13 protein-coding genes are annotated in these 18,297 nt (G+C 46.0%); 8 read left to right on the forward strand and 5 right to left on the reverse strand.

Annotated elements, in window-relative coordinates:
• The first annotated feature begins 17 nt into the window (after nt 1–17).
• The 4 genes from C7475_RS18260 (at nt 18) to C7475_RS18275 (ending at nt 5,825) form a co-directional block, all read left to right on the forward strand.
• Entirely contained in the window at nt 18–1,787 is a 1,770-nt protein-coding gene (locus C7475_RS18260; protein WP_110054827.1) for an OmpA family protein, read from the forward strand.
• 3 nt (nt 1,788–1,790) lie between these two features.
• Entirely contained in the window at nt 1,791–2,828 is a 1,038-nt protein-coding gene (locus tag C7475_RS18265; protein ID WP_110054828.1) for a type IX secretion system membrane protein PorP/SprF, read from the forward strand.
• Between the two features lie 93 nt (nt 2,829–2,921).
• Nucleotides 2,922–3,497, forward strand: a complete 576-nt coding sequence (locus C7475_RS33170; protein ID WP_199236253.1) for a collagen-like protein — start codon at nt 2,922–2,924, stop codon at nt 3,495–3,497.
• A gap of 93 nt (nt 3,498–3,590) precedes the next feature.
• Nucleotides 3,591–5,825 (forward strand): GH92 family glycosyl hydrolase, encoded by a 2,235-nt coding sequence (locus C7475_RS18275; protein ID WP_110055052.1) that lies wholly within the window; start codon nt 3,591–3,593, stop codon nt 5,823–5,825.
• A gap of 51 nt (nt 5,826–5,876) precedes the next feature.
• On the opposite strand, the gene C7475_RS18280 is transcribed toward C7475_RS18275, so the two are convergent.
• Nucleotides 5,877–6,179 (reverse strand): helix-turn-helix transcriptional regulator, encoded by a 303-nt coding sequence (locus C7475_RS18280; RefSeq protein ID WP_110054829.1) that lies wholly within the window; start codon nt 6,177–6,179, stop codon nt 5,877–5,879.
• A 102-nt stretch (nt 6,180–6,281) separates the two neighbouring features.
• On the opposite strand from C7475_RS18280, the gene lysA reads away from it, so the two are divergent.
• Nucleotides 6,282–7,589, forward strand: a complete 1,308-nt coding sequence (gene lysA / locus C7475_RS18285) for a diaminopimelate decarboxylase (protein WP_110054830.1) — start codon at nt 6,282–6,284, stop codon at nt 7,587–7,589.
• 19 nt (nt 7,590–7,608) lie between these two features.
• Entirely contained in the window at nt 7,609–8,265 is a 657-nt protein-coding gene (locus C7475_RS18290; RefSeq protein ID WP_110054831.1) for a suppressor of fused domain protein, read from the forward strand.
• Between the two features lie 78 nt (nt 8,266–8,343).
• On the opposite strand, the gene C7475_RS18295 is transcribed toward C7475_RS18290, so the two are convergent.
• Nucleotides 8,344–10,395, reverse strand: a complete 2,052-nt coding sequence (locus C7475_RS18295; RefSeq protein WP_110054832.1) for a metallophosphoesterase — start codon at nt 10,393–10,395, stop codon at nt 8,344–8,346.
• Nucleotides 10,396–10,671: 276 nt separating this feature from the next.
• On the opposite strand from C7475_RS18295, the gene C7475_RS18300 reads away from it, so the two are divergent.
• Complete coding sequence (locus C7475_RS18300; protein ID WP_146217586.1) at nt 10,672–11,511, forward strand: DUF4846 domain-containing protein; 840 nt, start codon at nt 10,672–10,674, stop codon at nt 11,509–11,511.
• Between the two features lie 264 nt (nt 11,512–11,775).
• The gene (locus C7475_RS18305) at nt 11,776–12,315 is read left to right on the forward strand and encodes a DUF1349 domain-containing protein (protein WP_110054834.1); all 540 of its coding nucleotides are present in this window, start codon (nt 11,776–11,778) and stop codon (nt 12,313–12,315) included.
• Between the two features lie 341 nt (nt 12,316–12,656).
• On the opposite strand, the gene C7475_RS18310 is transcribed toward C7475_RS18305, so the two are convergent.
• The 3 genes from C7475_RS18310 to C7475_RS18320 form a co-directional block, all read right to left on the reverse strand.
• A complete protein-coding gene (locus C7475_RS18310; protein ID WP_110054835.1) occupies nt 12,657–15,059 on the reverse strand; it encodes a glycoside hydrolase family 2 protein in 2,403 nt (800 codons plus the stop codon).
• A gap of 236 nt (nt 15,060–15,295) precedes the next feature.
• Nucleotides 15,296–17,029 (reverse strand): family 43 glycosylhydrolase, encoded by a 1,734-nt coding sequence (locus C7475_RS18315; protein WP_110054836.1) that lies wholly within the window; start codon nt 17,027–17,029, stop codon nt 15,296–15,298.
• 409 nt (nt 17,030–17,438) lie between these two features.
• Nucleotides 17,439–18,293 carry a TIGR02452 family protein gene (locus C7475_RS18320; protein ID WP_110054837.1) on the reverse strand — a complete coding sequence of 285 codons (855 nt, stop codon included), beginning with the start codon at nt 18,291–18,293 and terminating at the stop codon, nt 17,439–17,441.
• Between the last annotated feature and the right edge of the window lie 4 nt (nt 18,294–18,297).

The raw sequence follows: 18,297 nt of genomic DNA on the forward strand, positions 1-18,297 counted from the left end.
GAAAAATTATTTGCACCATGAAGAAATTATTCCTGACAGTTATAGGCCTGGCCGCTATGCAGCTGGCATGGGCTCAACATAAAGTAAGTTATCTGAGGGCCGCAGACAGCTATTATAAACAGGCGGATTATTATTCTGCATCCCTGTATTATGAGAAGTACCTGGCTGTGAATACAAAGGATATTGCAAAAGGGGGGTATAGCCCTTATGCAGCGCCGGGAGGTTCTGTAAAAACAAAACCTGCAGGCGATGAGATACAGGCAGCATATCAGCTGGCAGACAGTTACCGTCGCCTGCATGATCCTGTAAAGGCTGCACCGTTGTTTGGTAAAGTAGTAACTACTGACAGCGCACGGTTCCCACTGGCGGCTTATTACTATGGGGAAAGCCTTCGTGCATTGGAGAAGTATGATAGTGCAGCCATTGCATTTAAAGGTTTCCTTGCGCAATACGGTCAGAAAGATACTTACAGTGCAGCTGCCGAACAGGAGTTGCGTAATCTGCCTTATATCGCTGAGCAATTACAGAAAAAGGAACTGTCCGACTATCATATCAAAAAAGCGCCTCCTGTGCTGAATGCCGGGGGCGCTACTTATGCCCCTGTATGGTCGGGTGATCAGTTGTTGTTCACATCTACGAAAGAGTCCAACTACGTGAACCGCATTTATGTGGCGAAAGATACTGTTGCAGCTGCCATCAGCAAAGCAGGTATACCACAGCCATCCAGGACGCATCAGGGTGCGATCAGTCTTTCTGCAGATGGTAACACATTATACCTGACGCAATGGACAGTGGCAGATGGAAAAAAATCCGCAGCAATATATGCCAGTCGTAAAGAGGGAGACAAGTGGAGTGAGGCAGTGAAATTGAGTGATGTGGTGAATGCGCCGGGCGCCAATACGCAACAGCCTTTCGTAATGGCAGATGGCCGTCACCTGTTGTTTGCAAGTGACAGGGCAGGTGGTTCCGGAGGATATGATCTCTGGTCTGCAGAACTGGATGCTGCCGGCAAACCTTTATCTGTACAGAATTTAGGGTCAACCATTAATACTTCCGCTAACGAGGAAGCGCCGTTCTTTCATCCTGCTTCCGGTACACTGGTATTTGCCAGTGACGGAAGAACAGGGATGGGCGGCTTTGACCTGTATTACGCAAAAGGTACTCCAGGTAAGTGGGATGCACCCGTGAACTTCGGTTATCCTGTAAATGACGTGAAGGATGATATGTATTTCTTCAGTCGAAGTAAATCTGAATACATTCTTGAGGATGCCTGGTTTTGTTCCGATCGTTCCGCAGAATGCTGCCTTGAGCTTTTCAGTCTGCACCTGGCACCACCACCGCCACCTGTGAAGGAAGAGCCGGTAGTAGTTGTTGTTGAGAAACCTGCGCCTACTTTGGCAGACACGATACTGAGCGCTCCGGTAAATACAGCGATCACTATGCAGGAAATCTATTACGAGGTGAACGAGTTTGTGCTTACGCCAGCATCACACCCTGCATTGGATAAACTGGTGGACTTACTGAAAGATCATCCGCAGATGGAAATAGAGATCAGTGCACACACTGATAATACCGGTACGAGAGCCTTTAACCAGCAGTTGTCAGAGAAACGTGCGTTGAACTGTGTGGCTTACCTGGTGAATAAAGGCATTGACAAAAAACGCCTCCAGTACAAAGGATATGGCGCAACCAAACCAGTAGCACCTAACACTTTACCTGACGGATCAGACAATCCGGAAGGCAGAAGACTGAACAGGCGTATAGAACTGAGGATCTTAAAACAGTAACGAATGCAGTTGAAGGGCATGATAGCTGTAATAGTACTTGTACTGGCATTGCCAGTACAGGTATTGGCGCAGCAGCGACCACATTACACACAGTATGTACTGAACACGTTCATCATTAATCCTGCTGTAGCGGGCATAGAGAATTACTGGGACGTGAAGGCCAGTCACCGGCACCAGTGGGCGGGTCTGAATGGCAGCCCTGTCACGACTTACCTGACGGTACATGGGCCATTGAGCAAAACGGACTATCCGCAGGCTTCGGCTACGGGTTTCAATCCGGAAGGCTCTAACCCCCGCGGGAAGGCGTATTGGGACTCTTATTCTGCGCCAGCGTCTCATGCCGGCGCGGGATTAACGATCCTGAACGACCGCACAGGGCCGCTGAACAGGTTTTCCGTGAGTGGTACCTATGCCCATCATATTGGTATAGCGCCGGGAACAAGTCTGAGTGCGGGTATTTCGGTGGGAGCGCAGCGGATATCGCTGGATGCTTCCAAGCTGGAATTTCAGAACCCGTCTGACCCTGCAATAGCTGGCAGTACAGTGTTAGGCAGGTGGCGTCCCGATGTGAGTGTGGGCTTGTACCTGTATTCTGCACAATATTTTGCCGGTATCTCTGCGCAGAATGTGGTGCCGTCGTCAATCGGTTTTGACGACGGGAAGGTGAGAGGGGATAGTGTGTACCGTGGGAAACTGATACCGCATTTATTTGCTACAGCCGGTTACCGTTTGTGGGTAGATGAAGATCTCAGCCTGTTGCCTTCTGTGATGATCAGGTATGTAACTGCGCTGCCGGTAGGGTTTGATGTGAATGCCAAACTGCAATACCGTGATCGTGTTTGGGTAGGAGCATCCTACCGGCATAAAGACGGTGTGGCGGGCATGCTTGGTATTAATGTCAATGCAACTTTCAACGTCGGATATTCCTATGATTATACTACTTCAGGACTGAATATCGCCAGTCATGGTTCTCATGAGATCGTACTGGGCATTATGATAGGCAACCGCTTTGCGGACCTGTGCCCGCGTAATATCTGGTAGCAGATGGAAACCAGCCATTAACGGAAGCCAACTATTTGATGGAGATAATTAACAATCACTTTAACATTTAAATTTTAAAACCTAAATCGAAACATGAGAAAGATGTCTTTGTATGCCCTGTTGTTATGTGGTATCTGCTTTTTTGGCGCATGTAGTAAAGATGGCGAAGCCGGTCCTAAAGGCGACACAGGTGCAGCTGGTCCTGCGGGCCCTAAGGGCGATGCCGGTGAGAATGGTCCTGGCATTATTTATTCTGACTGGCTGGATGTAGAGTATGAGGCAGTGAAAGAAGAATCAGATGAGAATGACAACGGTCAGCTGGATACCCTTTTCTTTGGTGCAGGTATCGAAGCTGAAAAGCTGACTGACGAGATCCTGTCTACCGGTGATGTAAAAGTATTTGTGAACCTGGGTTCAGAAGATGGAAAAGAGATCGTAGCGTTACCATATAGCATCCCATTCTACGGAGCTACTATTACGCCGTCTTTTTCGGAGCAGCTGATCACACTGATAGCCAGTGGTGACGCCAGTACAATTGAGGACGAAGGAGTTAAATACCTACAGTATAGATATGTACTGATCCCAGGTAGCGAAGAAGCCCGTAAGGCTGCCGGTATTGACTGGAACGACTACAAACAGGTAAAAGCTTACCTGAAACTGAAAGACTAATCATTTAAAAAGCTTGATAAAAAAGAGACTCCGGTTTTGGAGTCTCTTTTTTCATTTGTACTTTGCCCGTCCTGATTATGCAAAATGGAACATATGAAAAGAAACAGGCACTTGATAAGTACAGCTATTTTACTACTGGGATCGGTCACTGCGGCGATGGCACAACAGCCAGCAAAAGCCAGTAACGTATCGTACGTAGATCCCACTATCGGCAGTGTAGGGCTTATACTGGAGCCTACCCGCCCGGCGATGTACCTGCCTAACAGTATGATAAGAGTATTTCCTTCCCGTAAGGACCAGCTGGACGATAAGATCAATTATTTCCCGCTAACGATAGCCTCTCACCGTCAACAGAGCCTGTTCGGCTTACTGCCCGTCTCCGGGGAGATCAGTAACAGCAACGGGCAGGAATCCCGGGTATCTGACAGAGAGGAAGCCAGGCCGTATAAATACGATGTGTACCTCGACGATACAGACAATGTGCAGTTCTCGCCAACTGCGCGCAGCGGGTATTTCAGCATCCGTTTTGCAGGCAATCAGCCGCATTACCTGCGGTTTAGCATTCTTAACCAGGGCGGGGAGCTGACTGTGAGCGGTAAGCGTGTGATAACCGGGAAAGAGAACTTCTCAGGTATGAGCGCATATTTCTATGCTGAACTGAATACGGATATTACCGGCACAGCATATCGCGGAGATAACAAAAAACTCTTTGTTGGTACCGGCGATAAAACCCAACAGGTAGATGTGCGATATGGCATCTCATTCGTCAGTGTGGAACAGGCGAAGATCAATCTCCAGAAAGAAATTCCTGCATGGGGTATCGCTGCCGTGACTAATAAGGCATTCCAGGCCTGGGATAAGGTACTGGGCCAGATCAACGTAAAAGGGGGCACTGCTGCGCAGAAAAGGGTGTTCTACACCTCTCTGTACCGATCTTATGAGCGAATGGTGGACATCAGTGAATACGGGAAGTACTACAGCGCATACGATCACCAGGTACACAACTCCGACAAGCCTTTTTATGTGGATAACTGGCTGTGGGATACTTACATTGCACTTGAGCCATTACAGACTTTGTTGAACCCAGCGATGGAAGCAGATAAGATCCGCTCTTACGTGACGATGTATGAGCAAAGCGGATGGATGCCTTCCTTCTCAATTCTATGGGGAGATAATCCCTGTATGACGGGTAACCATGCTGCGGCCTGGATGGCAGATGCCTGGTTCAAAGGCGTGAGAGATTTTGATATAGCGAAGGCTTACGAAGGGCTGAAAAAGAATTCCCTGCAGGCTACCCTGTTGCCCTGGAGGAATGGTCCTGCAACCTCTCTTGATTCTTTCTATAATGAACATGGATATATGCCTGCACTGAAACCTGACGAGAAGGAAACCGTGAAGGAAGTGCATGGTTTTGAACGCCGTCAGGCAGTAGCGGTAACACTGGAAAACAGTTATGACGACTGGTGTATAGCGCAGCTGGCAAAAGCAGCCGGTAAACCGGAAGATGCAGCCCTGTTCCTGAAAAGAGCGGCTAACTATAAAAATGTATATCGCGCGGACAAAGGTTTTGTATGGCCGAAAGATGCAGCAGGTAACTGGATAGAGCCATTCGATCCTAAGTTCTCCGGTGGTCAGGGTGGACGTGACTACTTTACAGAGAACAATGCCTACACTTATAACTGGGATGTGAAACACGATCTGCATGGTATGTTTGAATTGATGGGTGGCAGGTCCAAAGCGGAAGAAAAGCTGGATCAGTTGTTCCGCGAAGACCTGGGGCGCAGCAAATACCAGTTATGGTACACATTCCCTGATGCTACCGGTCTGGTAGGTCAGTTCGTAATGGGAAATGAGCCCAGCTTCCATATTCCTTACCTGTATAACTATATGGGTGCGCCGTGGAAAACACAGAAGCGTATCCGCATGCTGCTGGACACCTGGTATACAGATAACCTGTTCGGTATTCCCGGTGATGAAGATGGTGGCGGTATGACGGCTTTCGTGGTATTTTCTATGATGGGTTTCTGTCCGGTAACACCTGGTATACCAGTATATAACATCGGTAGCCCTGTGTTTGAGGAAGTGAATATTAAGCTATCAAACGGTAAGGTATTTACAGTATCTGCACCGGGTAGTTCTGCTAAAAATAAATACATCCAGCAGGCATCGCTGAACGGTCAGCCGGTAAATATGCCCTGGTTTACACACGAGTCATTGCTGAAAGGAGGTGTATTGAAACTGGTGATGGGAGAAGCGCCGAATAAGCAGTGGGGTAATGGGGAACAGGCTGCGCCACCTTCATCTCTTGAATATAAGCCTGGAAAATAAACGATTTACCACTGGGGAGACAGGCTTGCTGGTTCCCCAGTGATAAATGTTCTATAGTTCATCCTGGATGTGGAGGCCCAGCTTTTTGATAGCTTCCTCATTCCTTTTATAATGCGTCCATTGACCCAGTCGGGTGGCTATTAACAGGTTGGCCCGCTGGAGCATCGACAGGTATTCCGATACTGTAGATTGGGTAAGTCCCGATTTCTGTTGAATATGGCCTACACACACGCCTGTCTCGCCAAATTCCCCACATTCCTGTTTGGGAAAATGCTTTTCCGGTTCCTTTAGCCAGGCCAGTATCTCTAATCTTTTCTTATTGGATAAGGCCTTAAAAACGTCTACTTGATCCATGAGACAAAGGTATCGGAATTCCTCGATTTTATTGAAATGGCGCTTTATAATGTTTTCATAACAATAAATTCTTTTATCTTACTGTTTTATAGATAATTTATTATGGATCTATTTCAATATAAGAATGGAGTGTTGTATTGTGAAGATATTCCGGTGAATAGTTTGCCGGAGAGAGGTCTTCCTACGCCGTTTTACCTGTACTCAGCTAATACGCTCAGAGAGCATTACAAGAAGATCTACGGGCTTTTTGAAAAGCTGGACCCTATGATCTGCTTTTCTGTGAAGTCGAGCAATAATGTACACCTGCTGAATGAACTGGCGGCACTGGGCGCCGGGATGGACATTGTGAGCGGGGGAGAGCTGTTTGTTGTGAAACAGAGCAATGCAGATCTTTCAAAAGTAGTATTTGCCGGTGTGGGTAAGTCTGATGAAGAAATTACAGACGCTATTCTCAGCGAGGTAGGTTTTATCAACATAGAATCAGAACAGGAACTGGCAAGGGTACAGGAACTGGCTGGTGAACTGAAACGGGAAGTGAAGGTACTGATCCGCATCCTGCCCGACATCCTGGATGAGAAAACACATGAGAAAACCCGTACAGGATATAAAGGCGCGAAATTCGGTATCGACTTTGCCAATGTACAATCACTGGTCGTAGATAATGCTGATCATCCTTATGTGAAGATCAGCGGTCTGCATTGTCATATCGGTTCACCCATTTCTTCTTATTCTTTTTATGAAGAGGTGATCCATAAAATGGTGGAACTGGTACAATCCTTAAAACAGCAGAACATCATCCTGAATGTGCTGAACATTGGTGGTGGGTTCCCTGCAAATTATAAGGACAACGACAACTTCTCGTGGGAGAGCTTTGCTGCTCCTATCGTTGCATTGCTGGAGCCATATGTGAAGAATGAAGGATTTAAGATCATCCTGGAACCGGGACGTTCTATCTCTGCAAATACTGCCATCCTGGTTACAAAAGTGCTCTATGTAAAACAGTCTGGCGATAAGAAAATTGCGATCCTGGACAGCGGTATGACAGAGCTGATCCGTCCTGCCATGTACAATGCCTTTCATTTTATCTGGCCTGTGAAACCACAACAGGAGCATATTCTGGCCAATCGTAATTACCCTGTAGAGCAGTCCGGATTGATCAATTATGATGTGGTAGGACCTATCTGCGAATCATCCGACTACCTGGCGAAAGAAAGACCTTTACCGCCGTTACATCAGGGGGATTATGTTGCTGTATTTACAGTAGGTGCTTACGGTATGGTGATGTCCAGCAACTATAACCTGCATGTAAGGCCTGCAGAGATCATGATCGATAAAGACAAAATATATATCATCAGGGAACGTGAAACCCAGGATGACCTGGTGAGAAAAATGATCAGACACGAACTGTAATGTAAACGTTATTGAACCTATGACTAAGGAAGAGTACAAAAAGTTATTCAAAGAAGACGATGCAGTAGGCTGGCTGTCGATAGATAAGCAACTGGAAACTATCTATGGTAAAACGGAGCCACGACACTATGCTCCGCCCCTGCACTTTGCAATAGGAGGTGAAGATCCTATTGACGGCACCAGCATCTATGACAGTGAGAAACAAACCTCACACCGCCATCTCGTTAGTTATGGCATGTCCCAGCTTTATTATGATGCGGAACAAGCCGGTGGTGAGTTCAGCAAATGGGGCTTTGAATTTACCTTCAGGATCAAACCTTTCTCAGAAGATAATGGTGAAGACCCTTTATGGGCTATACAGGTAATGAACAACCTGGCGCGTTATGTCTATGAAAGTAAACGCTGGTTTGAGCCTTATCACTTCATTCCCGCCAAAGGACCGATCAGGTTGGAGACTGCTACAGATATCGTCGGACTGGCATTTGTACCTGACCCTGAACTGGGTGTGATACAGACACCACATGGAGAAGTTTCTTTTCTGCAGATGGTTGGTTTGACTACTAAAGAAGTGGACCGTTTGCTGGCTAAACCTCATACGAGCGAGGTTGAGAAGATGATCAATGATATGCGTTTGCACAATCCGTTGCTGATCACGGATCTTGATAGGGTGGATTGATGGGAAAGAATATAAAAAGAAAGCGACTGTTCATGCGTATGAACAGTCGCTTTCTTTTTTATGAAATGTTAGTGTGTTTTATACAATAACGTTCTTTTCCTTCTTCACAAACGGCATGTATTTCTTCCTGTAAGGACTTTTCTTTTGCGTTACTGTAATGCTTTCCAGTGCGCTGTTCTGTGGCTGCGCAATAGTCCAGAAATAATTGGCATCTTCCTCTGTTGTAAGATATAATACGCTGTAGCGGATACGATCGTACGGCAGCATCCACTGGTCCCAGTCTACGTTAACAAAATATACATCATCACCGTAGTGAATATCAGTGCTTACAGAAGTGTCGCGTTTGTATACGAACCATGCTGTTTTATCACTGCTGTCATCGTCATAATACAGTGCTTTGGTACTAAAGGCGCCTAACTGATTTTTATCGCCCACGCTACTTTCGGTGGTAAGGATACGTAAGGTGTCACCATGAGTGAGGTAGCTGCCTTGTACTGATAGCGGATAGAACTGCAGTGTTACCGGGGCTGCATTGTCCATGTAAGGATAGTCGTTATACTCAGGTCCGATGAATTGTCCGTCCTGTGAGAGCAGGTAGCTGCCGGTGTTGTAAGGTACCTGTATCGCTGATGGTGCAGGAAGGCTGTATTGTTCCTGGTACAATTGCGTAGCCGTGGGATTATCCGGCGGGTTATCGCCCCAGGACGGATACTCATAATACGTTGTTGTAACAGGGTCTGTCGGATTTGTTCTGCCACTGAAATCGATGATCGCATAGGCATGATTATAATAGGTTACTCCATTAAGATCGGCATTAGTGGAGAGCTCTATTGTATTTCCTGTTTCCGGATCAATGAAGTTTTTAATGTCGGGATAGTTCACTGCATAAGGATCAGAAGAGGTCAGTTCTTCAAAGGCGCTGCAGCCTACTAACCGACCTTTGGATAGTCCCAGCAGATTATCTTCAAACATTACAAAGTTGTGTTCATGTCCCCAGATCCAGGCGGCTATCTTTGAGAAATAAGGTTGGAATGCCTGGTAGAGGTAGACGTTTTGTTCAGGTAATGCGCTGTAATCGGATAGTGCTCCATTGATCTTTGCATTGCTGGAGAATAACTGATGATGAGAAAGCAGGATAGTGGCTCCCCCGAAATTATTCAGTTTATCCTGGTGCCATTCTAATTCGTTTGGCTGCAACCATGGACCGGCATAGAATGAGTCTATCTGGTCGGCAGGATTGCTGTCGTTATAGCCGGTATCCATTCCGAGGAATTGCCATCCGCCGTCTTCTGTGCGTAAGCAGAAATAGCTGGCAGGTTGAAAAGCAGCAGTGCCTGTACCGATTTCGTTGTTGAGATCATATACCATGCTGTAATATCCCCATCCCAGCGAGTAGTAATCATGGTTGCCGGGAATAGTAAATACCGGAACCGGTGGGATGCCCGCTATATCAAAAGCATTTTTAATGATAGCGGAGAAATTGTTGATACATTCTTCTGGTGTACCGGAGTAATAAATATCCCCGAGGTGAATAATGGCATGCGGATTATGAGTCTGGAGGATGTCTACCAGCAAGGCCTGTGCATCTGCCAATCCGGTGCCCCAATCTCCGATGATGGCGACTCTTGCATCAGAAGGAAGTGTGAAACCGTTACCGTTATCATTTTCATTGATAACACTGTAGGTGGAGATATCTTCTCCTAAATCTTTCCAGTCGTTGTAAGCGAAGACGCCGTCATATTCGATCCAATATTCTGCGAAGGTGGTGGCACAGGAGAGAAAGCCGATCACGTCTTTGTCGCTATACTTACGATATTCTGTATCCAGTACACCGGCTCTTTGCATGTCGCCTTCTGTCAGGCATAACCCTTTTTCGTAAGCCAGGTGGGAGAGATATACCGCCTGTTCGTCAGGATCAGCAAGGTTTAACGTGTCCGGGCCAGGAGGTGTGCCTTTGATGGTTAATGTGACATGTTTGGCAGTGGCGGCGATCATAGGATGAGCGAGCAACTGGTTGTGACTAACTTTACTGCCGCTCAGCTCTAGCTGTTTGCGTGCGTATTGAGATACGACAGATTGCCAAAAGGATAAGTCGACATTGTGTACCCGGACAAAGTTTTTCAGAGACATAAAGTGGGTTTTAGGAATGAGTAAAATGTTTACGATCGGACATGCGAAAGACCCGTAAGAATAAGGATGTTATTGCTTACTCAAGTTGATCTTCAACGATTTGTGGTTATTATGTCTCAGGAAGGAAATGGATACGAGTTTCAGGTATCCGATAAGGTACTGCTAAGATGGAGTTTCTGTTTAACCTGAACAAATTTATTTTATGAGCGTGAAAGTTTTTTAACACCTTCTTATGGAATCTTTTTATTTCTTGCATCCTTATAGAAATTTGTCGAATTGAAGTACTTTCCCTGGGCCTCTATGGTCATGTTTGTTAGTGGGGCTTCTATTCTGTTCTGGCATTATCTCGAAGCCAGAGGCCTGCAACTCAGACCTTCCGTTCATTATGAAACGGTAGCGCATATACCTTTACCCGCTGGTTACAAGCGGATCTCCCTGGAAGCAGGCTCTTTCGGGGCGTGGTTAAGGAAGATTCCCTTAAAAACGGATAACACAGTATACCTGTACAACGGTTTGGTAAAGCCGAATCAGTCGGCGCAGTTTGCCGTACTGGATATTTCTGTAGGCAAAAAAGACCTGCAACAATGTGCGGATGCTGTCATCAGATTATATGCAGAGTACCTGTATGCTTCACAGCAATTTGGGAGGATCGCCTTTCATGCTACTGATGGTACGTTGATGGAATATAACAGCTGGATGAGCGGATACCGTTTCCTTGTTAAGGATGGGCGTTTGCGGAAGCAGCGAACTGCTACTGTCTGCCAGGGGAGAGATTGTTTTAATCAGTTTTTGCAGACTGTTTTTTCATATGCAGGCACATTGTCGCTTAGTAAAGAACTGAGCACTGTAGCGTCGGCAGGAAGTATACGTGTCGGGGATGTATTTATACGTGGGGGCTCTCCGGGGCATGCAGTGTTAGTAATGGATATGGCGGAGAATGCTGCCGGTCAGAAGGTCTTTTTACTGGCGCAGAGTTATATGCCCGCACAGGATATTCACATATTAAAGAGCCCCGGTAATTCTTTCTTCCCCTGGTATCATGTGGCCAGTATAGATAAGCTGGTAGTAACACCGGAATGGGTGTTTAAAACAGAGGAGTTAATGCGGTTCAGATAAAGATTGTCGATTCCCTATACCATGCGATGCTGGTGGGCTACTTCGGTATGCCTGCCAGCTTTTTGTTTTTGAACATTCTGCTGCACGCGTTTATTCTATGGCCCGGTATACCATCTGGATGTACCTTTTGTAGTTCGTATAATTTTGAATATTTTGCATTGATGTAACCCGTTTTAAACCACTTATAAATATTTCATGAAACATTTAATCTTAATTCTCAGTACCGTTTTTTCCTCAACATTTTTATACGCTCAAAATAATCCGATGAAGTGGAACAACGAACCCAAAAAATGGTCGGGCAATGACAAGAAACTGACCTGTACCATTGATCCCAATACAGACTACTGGCGTACTACCCATTATGGTTTCATACGTGACAACGGACCATTCTACTATAAGGAAGTGGAGGGTGACTTTGAGGCCAGCGTTAAGATCAGCGGCGAATACAGAGAACTCTTCCACCAGGCCGGTTTGATGGTACGTATCGATGAGAAGAACTGGATCAAAACCGGGATAGAATATGTGGATGGCGTACAGAACGTCAGCGCCGTTGTAACCCGTGAAGTATCTGATTGGTCTGTAGTGCCAAGACATGACAGCCCTGCTTCCATCTGGCTGAAACTCTTAAGGAAGAACGATTACGTGGAGATAAAATATTCTTTTGATGGTGTGAAATATGATATGCTGCGCTTAGCTTACTTCCCTCCAAATGTGAAGGCAGGTATTGGTATCGTAGCTGCTGCACCCGGTAAACAAAGCTTCAATGTGACATATGAAAATTTTGAAGTAAAGCCGGTGCAATAACTGAACTCCGGAGAAGAAAGGTATTCATCCGCAGGTAATAGCTGTGCGGTATAAACAGAGTTAAATGAGCTGCTCATTTTTGTGTTTCCTAAAGCGCTGACTTTGGAGGAATGCAACAATGAGCAGCTTTTTTTTTAGCGCTTGATGATCTTTCTTAATGTTGTATTGTGAGAGATGGAGGTAAGGTATAGGGATAATGTAAGTGTGCTTTTAATGGCCACCCGGGCGTGGCTTTTCAATGTGAGACTAATGAGGAATAAGGATGGACAGCGATGGAGATATTTTAGAATGAATACAGGCAATATTGTGGGAATATCACCTGTATTCATAGTCAGATATGCTTATTGGTTCTTGTTATTGTTGATGGCCTGCTGGAACATATTCCTTTCCTGTTCCGGAATGTTCTGACCGTATTTCTCCAGGTAGGTATTGGCTACGGATGCGTAGTTTGACCAATCCTGTTTGTTAAACGTATACACTGTTTTCGCTCTCAGGAAGATCTCTTCGCCTGGTGCACCGTAGGGTTTGATGCTGTTGGCGATGGCATCCCAGTCGGGTGTATTACCGCTTTTCTGCAATACCGGATCGATCACGTCTTTGAAAACGATGTTCATCAGTTTAACAGTAACCGGTCTTTTTTCCAGTTTCGAATTAGTGGCTTGCAATTGTTCCTGCAGCACGGTGAATCCTTTGTCTTTTGTGCTGCTGGTGAACTGGAGGATCAGGTCCAGCTGTTCAGGTGTATAAGGGGCCTGCAGGGTAGCAATGTATGCGCTGCCTGCCATGGTAGCGCCGTTTTTATCACCTGCCTGTTTGGCTATCATGGCCATTTTGAATAAAAATTCCGGTTCCCTGCGACCGTCAATATATTCCTGTAACATCTTGCTATATACTGCGCCGGGATCAGTGAGATCAGCATTTTTCGCTACTACCTGCGGGATCGTACCTTGTTCAGGATTCAGCTGTGAATGGATCTGGCGCATCTGCTCGAACGGGATCTTTACCACTTCACGATCGTAGGTCAGCAGGCCATTCTGTTCTCCTTCCACGTCAAACGGCTGGGTGTAGATAGAGCCTGAAAGTCCTTCGGCTTCCAGCAGTTTCAGGTGCTGATTCATGATGGTGTATTTGGTAGCCAGTGCTGCTGCTTTTTCCTGTATGTAGCCCCATGCGCTGCCGGTATTCCACTGATGTTCCGGAATGAATACACCGATACCGCCGAATTCACCGAGTACTCTTGCCTTGCCTGGTACGGCAGGGGCATTCATCGGGTCAGGGTAGGAGTGAACGTCCGTCATATCGGCACTTACCCATGCATTAGGAGAGGGGCTGCGGAGTTGTTCATTCACATATAGCATTTCTCCTGAGTGGCCATTTACGATACGGGATGGATCTGTAGCTTTTACCCATTCAGTGATACGCTGCTGATCGTACACGCCCCATTTCTCATTAAAGATCACCCAGGTAGTGATAGATGGACTGTTGCGCAGTTGTTCGAGGGTTTCTTTGGCTTCTTTCTCGAATGCTGCTTTGGAGCCTTCCGGTAATCCCTGGTTAGGATTCACGAAGTCCTGCCATACCAGCATACCCAGTTTGTCGGCATGATAATACCAGCGGGCCGGTTCCACCTTAATGTGCTTACGGATGGTATTAAAGCCCATAGCCTTGACAGCTTCGATGTCAAATTTGAGGGCATTATCTGTAGGGGCGGTATACAGACCATCGGGCCAGAAGCCCTGGTCTAAGGTGCCCAGGTTGAAGTAAGCCTGATTGTTGAGGAAGATACGGTCTACGCCTTTTTCATCTTTCTGAATGGCGATCTTACGCATACCGAAGTAGCTCTTTACTTCATCGATGGTTTTACCGCCTTTGGTAAGTTTAACGGTCAGGTCGTACAGGAAAGGATGTGCAGGCGACCATAATTTAGCATTCTTCACAGAGAGTTTCAGGGGAGTGCCTGCCTTGCCTTTTGTCTTGCTGACCTCAGTGCCTGCATCGCTGGCTATTAGTTCAACAATGGCGCCGGCAGGGCCTTTTACGTTAACGTTCAGGACACCTTTGTCGATGTCGGGCGTTAAAACCAGTCCGCTGATATATTCGGCAGGAACTGTTTCCAGCCATACGGTCTGCCAGATACCGGAGGAAGGCGTGTAGTAAATATTAGCGGGGTTTAATACCTGTTTACCGTGCGGGCCTACGCCTTCACTGGTAGGATCAAATACCTTTACTACGATCTCGTTTTCGCCGTCTTTCAAGGTAGTGGTGATATCTTGCGTGAAGGCCTGGTAACCGCCGGTATGGTTACCGGTTTCCCTGCCGTTCACATATACGGTAGCCTGCCAGTCAACGGCTCCAAAATGGAGTAATAAACGGTCGCCCTCTTTCATGACCGGCTTTGTAAAGGTCTTTCTATACCAGAGGTTCTCTGATGGCTGTAATGGCTTTTTTACGCCGGAAAGGGCTGATTCCAGGGGGTAAGGAACGAGGATCTGTCCCGGGTAGGTGGAAGGAGCGACAGCGTCTTTTGGAGTAATGGCGTAGTTCCACAATCCGTTCAGGTTTTGCCAGTTCTCACGTACCATCTGCGGACGGGGATACTCGGGTAATGCATTAGTGGGGGAAACTTCCTTTGCCCAACGGGTTTTGATCGTTGTAGGCTGGACTTGCCAGTTGGTCTGCGCCATCAGGCCTTGACCAAGCACGACACTCAAAAAACATACACTAGCAGTCTTAGACAGGTTCATTGCTGTAAATGATTGGTTATTAATTAATTTTAGTTGCTGTGGAATGAAATATTAAATTCAGGTAATCGATTACGTCATGCGTCGTAAAAGAGCCTTTGATGAGGTGTCACAATTGAATAACTATTAATTGGTGAAATGGTAACGTGGCCGCTAGTCGTCGTACGGAGATTGTTTTGGTCGGTAACTTCTTTCGTTTGATCTTGTCTGGGCTAAAGATATGGAAAATCCATTGATAATCATTCTACTTTCATCACCGGGCTCCTTTTGCCAATACCATTTTCATTGATGGGCTCAATTGAAAAATAATAGGTGGTATTCTTGTCAAGTGTTTTGAGGTAATATTCGGCGGCATTATAAACCATGATGCTGGTGTACAGTTTGTCGGGTGCAATGCCGTAATAGATATTATACGCATATGCATCATTTGAAGGGTACCACTTCAGCCAGGCATTCCGCTTATCGGATTGTTGACGCAGTACGATAAAGTTCTTCACCTCTGCCGGGGCACTGCCATTCCCTTTACCGAATACACGTAAGCCGCTGATGGCGAATTTGCCGTTGGCCATATGAAGGTTCTCCAGTTTGATGTACCTGGTCCTGACAGGTTTGGAAAGCTCTATATAATCGTGCGGAACGTCAGTTTTATTACGGCTTTTATCTACCAGTAATTTCCAGCTCTTGCCATCTGTGGATTGCCAGAGACGATATTGATGATAGATGTCGGTACGTTTTCCCAGGATGTCTGCATCCTGGTCGGCATAATTGATCTGGATAGCATTGACGGTGGATATTTCGCCGAGATCTGTAGAGATCCATTCTCCGCTATTGGCAGTAGCGGCGCACCAGTAGGTTTTGATGCTTTCGTCTACAGCATTGTTGGCATAATACGCCCCATACGTAGAGGAAACTGCTACCGGCTGCTGATAGTTCAGCAGCATCCAGCCGGTGAACTGACCGGTGGCCTTTTCATCAGGCAGATAATGTGGATAATCCCCGAATGCTGTATTACAATAGAGGATATCATCTTTATCGAAGCCTGCAGGCCAGATGCCGATCCTTCTTTCAAAATTGTTCTTTACGTTGATGACCATGGTGGAAACGTGCCACCAATTATTGTGTGTATCCTGATAGGTAGCGCCATGTCCTGCGCCACGGGCGAAACCTCCGGCTTTATAACTAAAGGGATTGTGCACCTGGTAGGTGAAAGGACCTAAAGGATGATCGCTGACATATACGCCATCGGCATAACCACTGAATTCAGTACCGGGAGCGCCGTATTGGAGATAGTATTTACCATGATGTTTATTGACCCATGCGCCTTCCATGAAGGGAGGCATAAAGTTGTTGTCATTGTATTCGCCGAAACGTTCCCAGCCATGCTGGTCGTCGTGAAGTTTGATGAGATCATGACGCTCGCCGATGGGTTGTAAGGTATGGCGGTCCACTTCCTGGCCGTACAATGGATAGGTATTGCTGGAACCATGATAGAGATAGAGGCGGTTATCATCATCAAGAAAAAAAGATGGGTCCCAGGCGCCGGCCCGGAAAGAGTCTACAGCTTCTTTCCACTCGTCCACCCTCGGATTGGTGCTCATCCAGATGGGGAAATTCTTTTCGTAGGTAGAGCCGATCACCAGCAAAGTATCCCCCAATACAAATACAGCAGGGGCACAAAGTTCGTCGTATACTTTGTGATAAGGTTTCAGGAATTTTCTTGGTACGAAATGCCAGTCGCTCATATCACTGCTCCACCAGTAGCCCCATTGATTAGTAGAAAACAGGTAGTAATCACCTTTGAACAGGGTGATGACAGGATCGGCCGTAGCACGGTGCCTGCCGGCTTCTGAAAAATTAGGTATGGGGGTAAAACCGTAGTCTATATTGATGGGATTGCAGTAAGTTTTTTGCTGTGCTTTTCCTGTGGAAGCAAGCAGTAGTAATATTGAGAGTATGTATGCTAAGTTTTTCATCGCGGCCCTTTTTCACTAATCGAATTTAAGGAAATGAAGTTGGTTGAAGAAGTCTAAATATTTATTGAAATGGAAATAGCTTAAATTTGCATCATACCTCAATTACCTGATATACCTTAAATCTGTTGACGAGTAAACTATATTTTATAACCATTATTAATTAGTAGACCCAAACATTAAACCCTTCTCTATGCGGTATCCCCATGTACGGTATCTGGACAGATACTTCGTTTTCCTGCGCCTCATTACCATTATGTTTTTAGCAGCCTGTAGAAAACCTTGATGTGATAATTAAAATTACTAATGGCCCTTTTTCTGCAAAGAAAAGGCCGACCTTTTTGTGGTCAGCCCCGTTTAAAATTTACAAACAATGGGTAGGAAGGCCATTAAACGTCAAATGAGGTTTTGTTTAAAATTGAAACTGTCGTTTGAATGCTTCAGCAGTTTTCTTTTTCTCTGAAGGATCATAGATAGCGAATACAACGCGTGTGAAAGCATTTTTAAAGGTATCATTCTTTAAGAGGTATTGTGCGAACCAGGCGGCTACGTCTTCTGTGCTGTTCCTGAATACACCGCAGCCCCAGGCACCGAGTATCAATGTGGACTGATTATTTACTATCACCGCAGACAGGAGTTTCTCAATCCTGTTCAGCATAACGGTTTCAATGCTGATGGCATATTCCGGCTCATTCATCAGCAGGGCGCCTTTGTTAACAGCAGGTGAAGTGATGATCGATACGAGATAGGGTTCGTCTATCAGGTTATCTTCATCATCTCTGAAAACAGGTACCAGTGGGGAATAGATCATATGATCTGTGTATAGCAGGCTGGCGTGTTTTCTGTTGGTATCATACATCGTATGGTGCTGTTTCAGTGTAGGATAAAGACCGCTGGCTCTTGCCAGACTTTCTTCCTGTGCCTGTGCACCTCCTAAGAAACCACCTCCCGGATTCTTGGCAGAAGCGAAGTTGAGGCAACACACATTTTCTAATCCTTCTTTTACGATAAGTCTGTGTGCTGCGGCAAATGTCGTTTCATTTGTTACTTCAAACCGGCATTGGCTGGCAGGGGTGTTCTTCAGCATCTTATCTCTTGTAATGAATACCTTTTCAAAATCTTCCGGCTTATAATGAATGGTATGTTCAATTGAATATCTGAGGTCTTTGCTGATATTAATTTTTTCTCCTTGCTGGTTAACATATTTGCCGGCATCCAGAATGTCCAGTGTCTCGTAGGCGATTGCTATCCTTTCGTTTTTGTTCATAGGG

Origin of the sequence: Chitinophaga sp. S165, from assembly GCF_003182155.1 — a bacterium.
Taxonomy (GTDB): Bacteria; Bacteroidota; Bacteroidia; order Chitinophagales; family Chitinophagaceae; genus Chitinophaga.

Excerpts from the sequence above, each read along its gene's own strand:
- C7475_RS18310 (WP_110054835.1), bottom strand. The coding sequence starts at position 15,059 with ATGAACCTGTCTAAGACTGCTAGTGTATGTTTTTTGAGTGTCGTGCTT.
- C7475_RS18315 (WP_110054836.1), bottom strand. The coding sequence starts at position 17,029 with ATGAAAAACTTAGCATACATACTCTCAATATTACTACTGCTTGCTTCC.
- C7475_RS33170 (WP_199236253.1), top strand. The coding sequence starts at position 2,922 with ATGAGAAAGATGTCTTTGTATGCCCTGTTGTTATGTGGTATCTGCTTT.
- C7475_RS18290 (WP_110054831.1), top strand. The coding sequence starts at position 7,609 with ATGACTAAGGAAGAGTACAAAAAGTTATTCAAAGAAGACGATGCAGTA.
- C7475_RS18305 (WP_110054834.1), top strand. The coding sequence starts at position 11,776 with ATGAAGTGGAACAACGAACCCAAAAAATGGTCGGGCAATGACAAGAAA.
- C7475_RS18265 (WP_110054828.1), top strand. The coding sequence starts at position 1,791 with ATGCAGTTGAAGGGCATGATAGCTGTAATAGTACTTGTACTGGCATTG.
- C7475_RS18260 (WP_110054827.1), top strand. The coding sequence starts at position 18 with ATGAAGAAATTATTCCTGACAGTTATAGGCCTGGCCGCTATGCAGCTG.
- C7475_RS18280 (WP_110054829.1), bottom strand. The coding sequence starts at position 6,179 with ATGGATCAAGTAGACGTTTTTAAGGCCTTATCCAATAAGAAAAGATTA.
- lysA (WP_110054830.1), top strand. The coding sequence starts at position 6,282 with ATGGATCTATTTCAATATAAGAATGGAGTGTTGTATTGTGAAGATATT.
- C7475_RS18295 (WP_110054832.1), bottom strand. The coding sequence starts at position 10,395 with ATGTCTCTGAAAAACTTTGTCCGGGTACACAATGTCGACTTATCCTTT.
- C7475_RS18320 (WP_110054837.1), bottom strand. The coding sequence starts at position 18,293 with ATGAACAAAAACGAAAGGATAGCAATCGCCTACGAGACACTGGACATT.
- C7475_RS18275 (WP_110055052.1), top strand. The coding sequence starts at position 3,591 with ATGAAAAGAAACAGGCACTTGATAAGTACAGCTATTTTACTACTGGGA.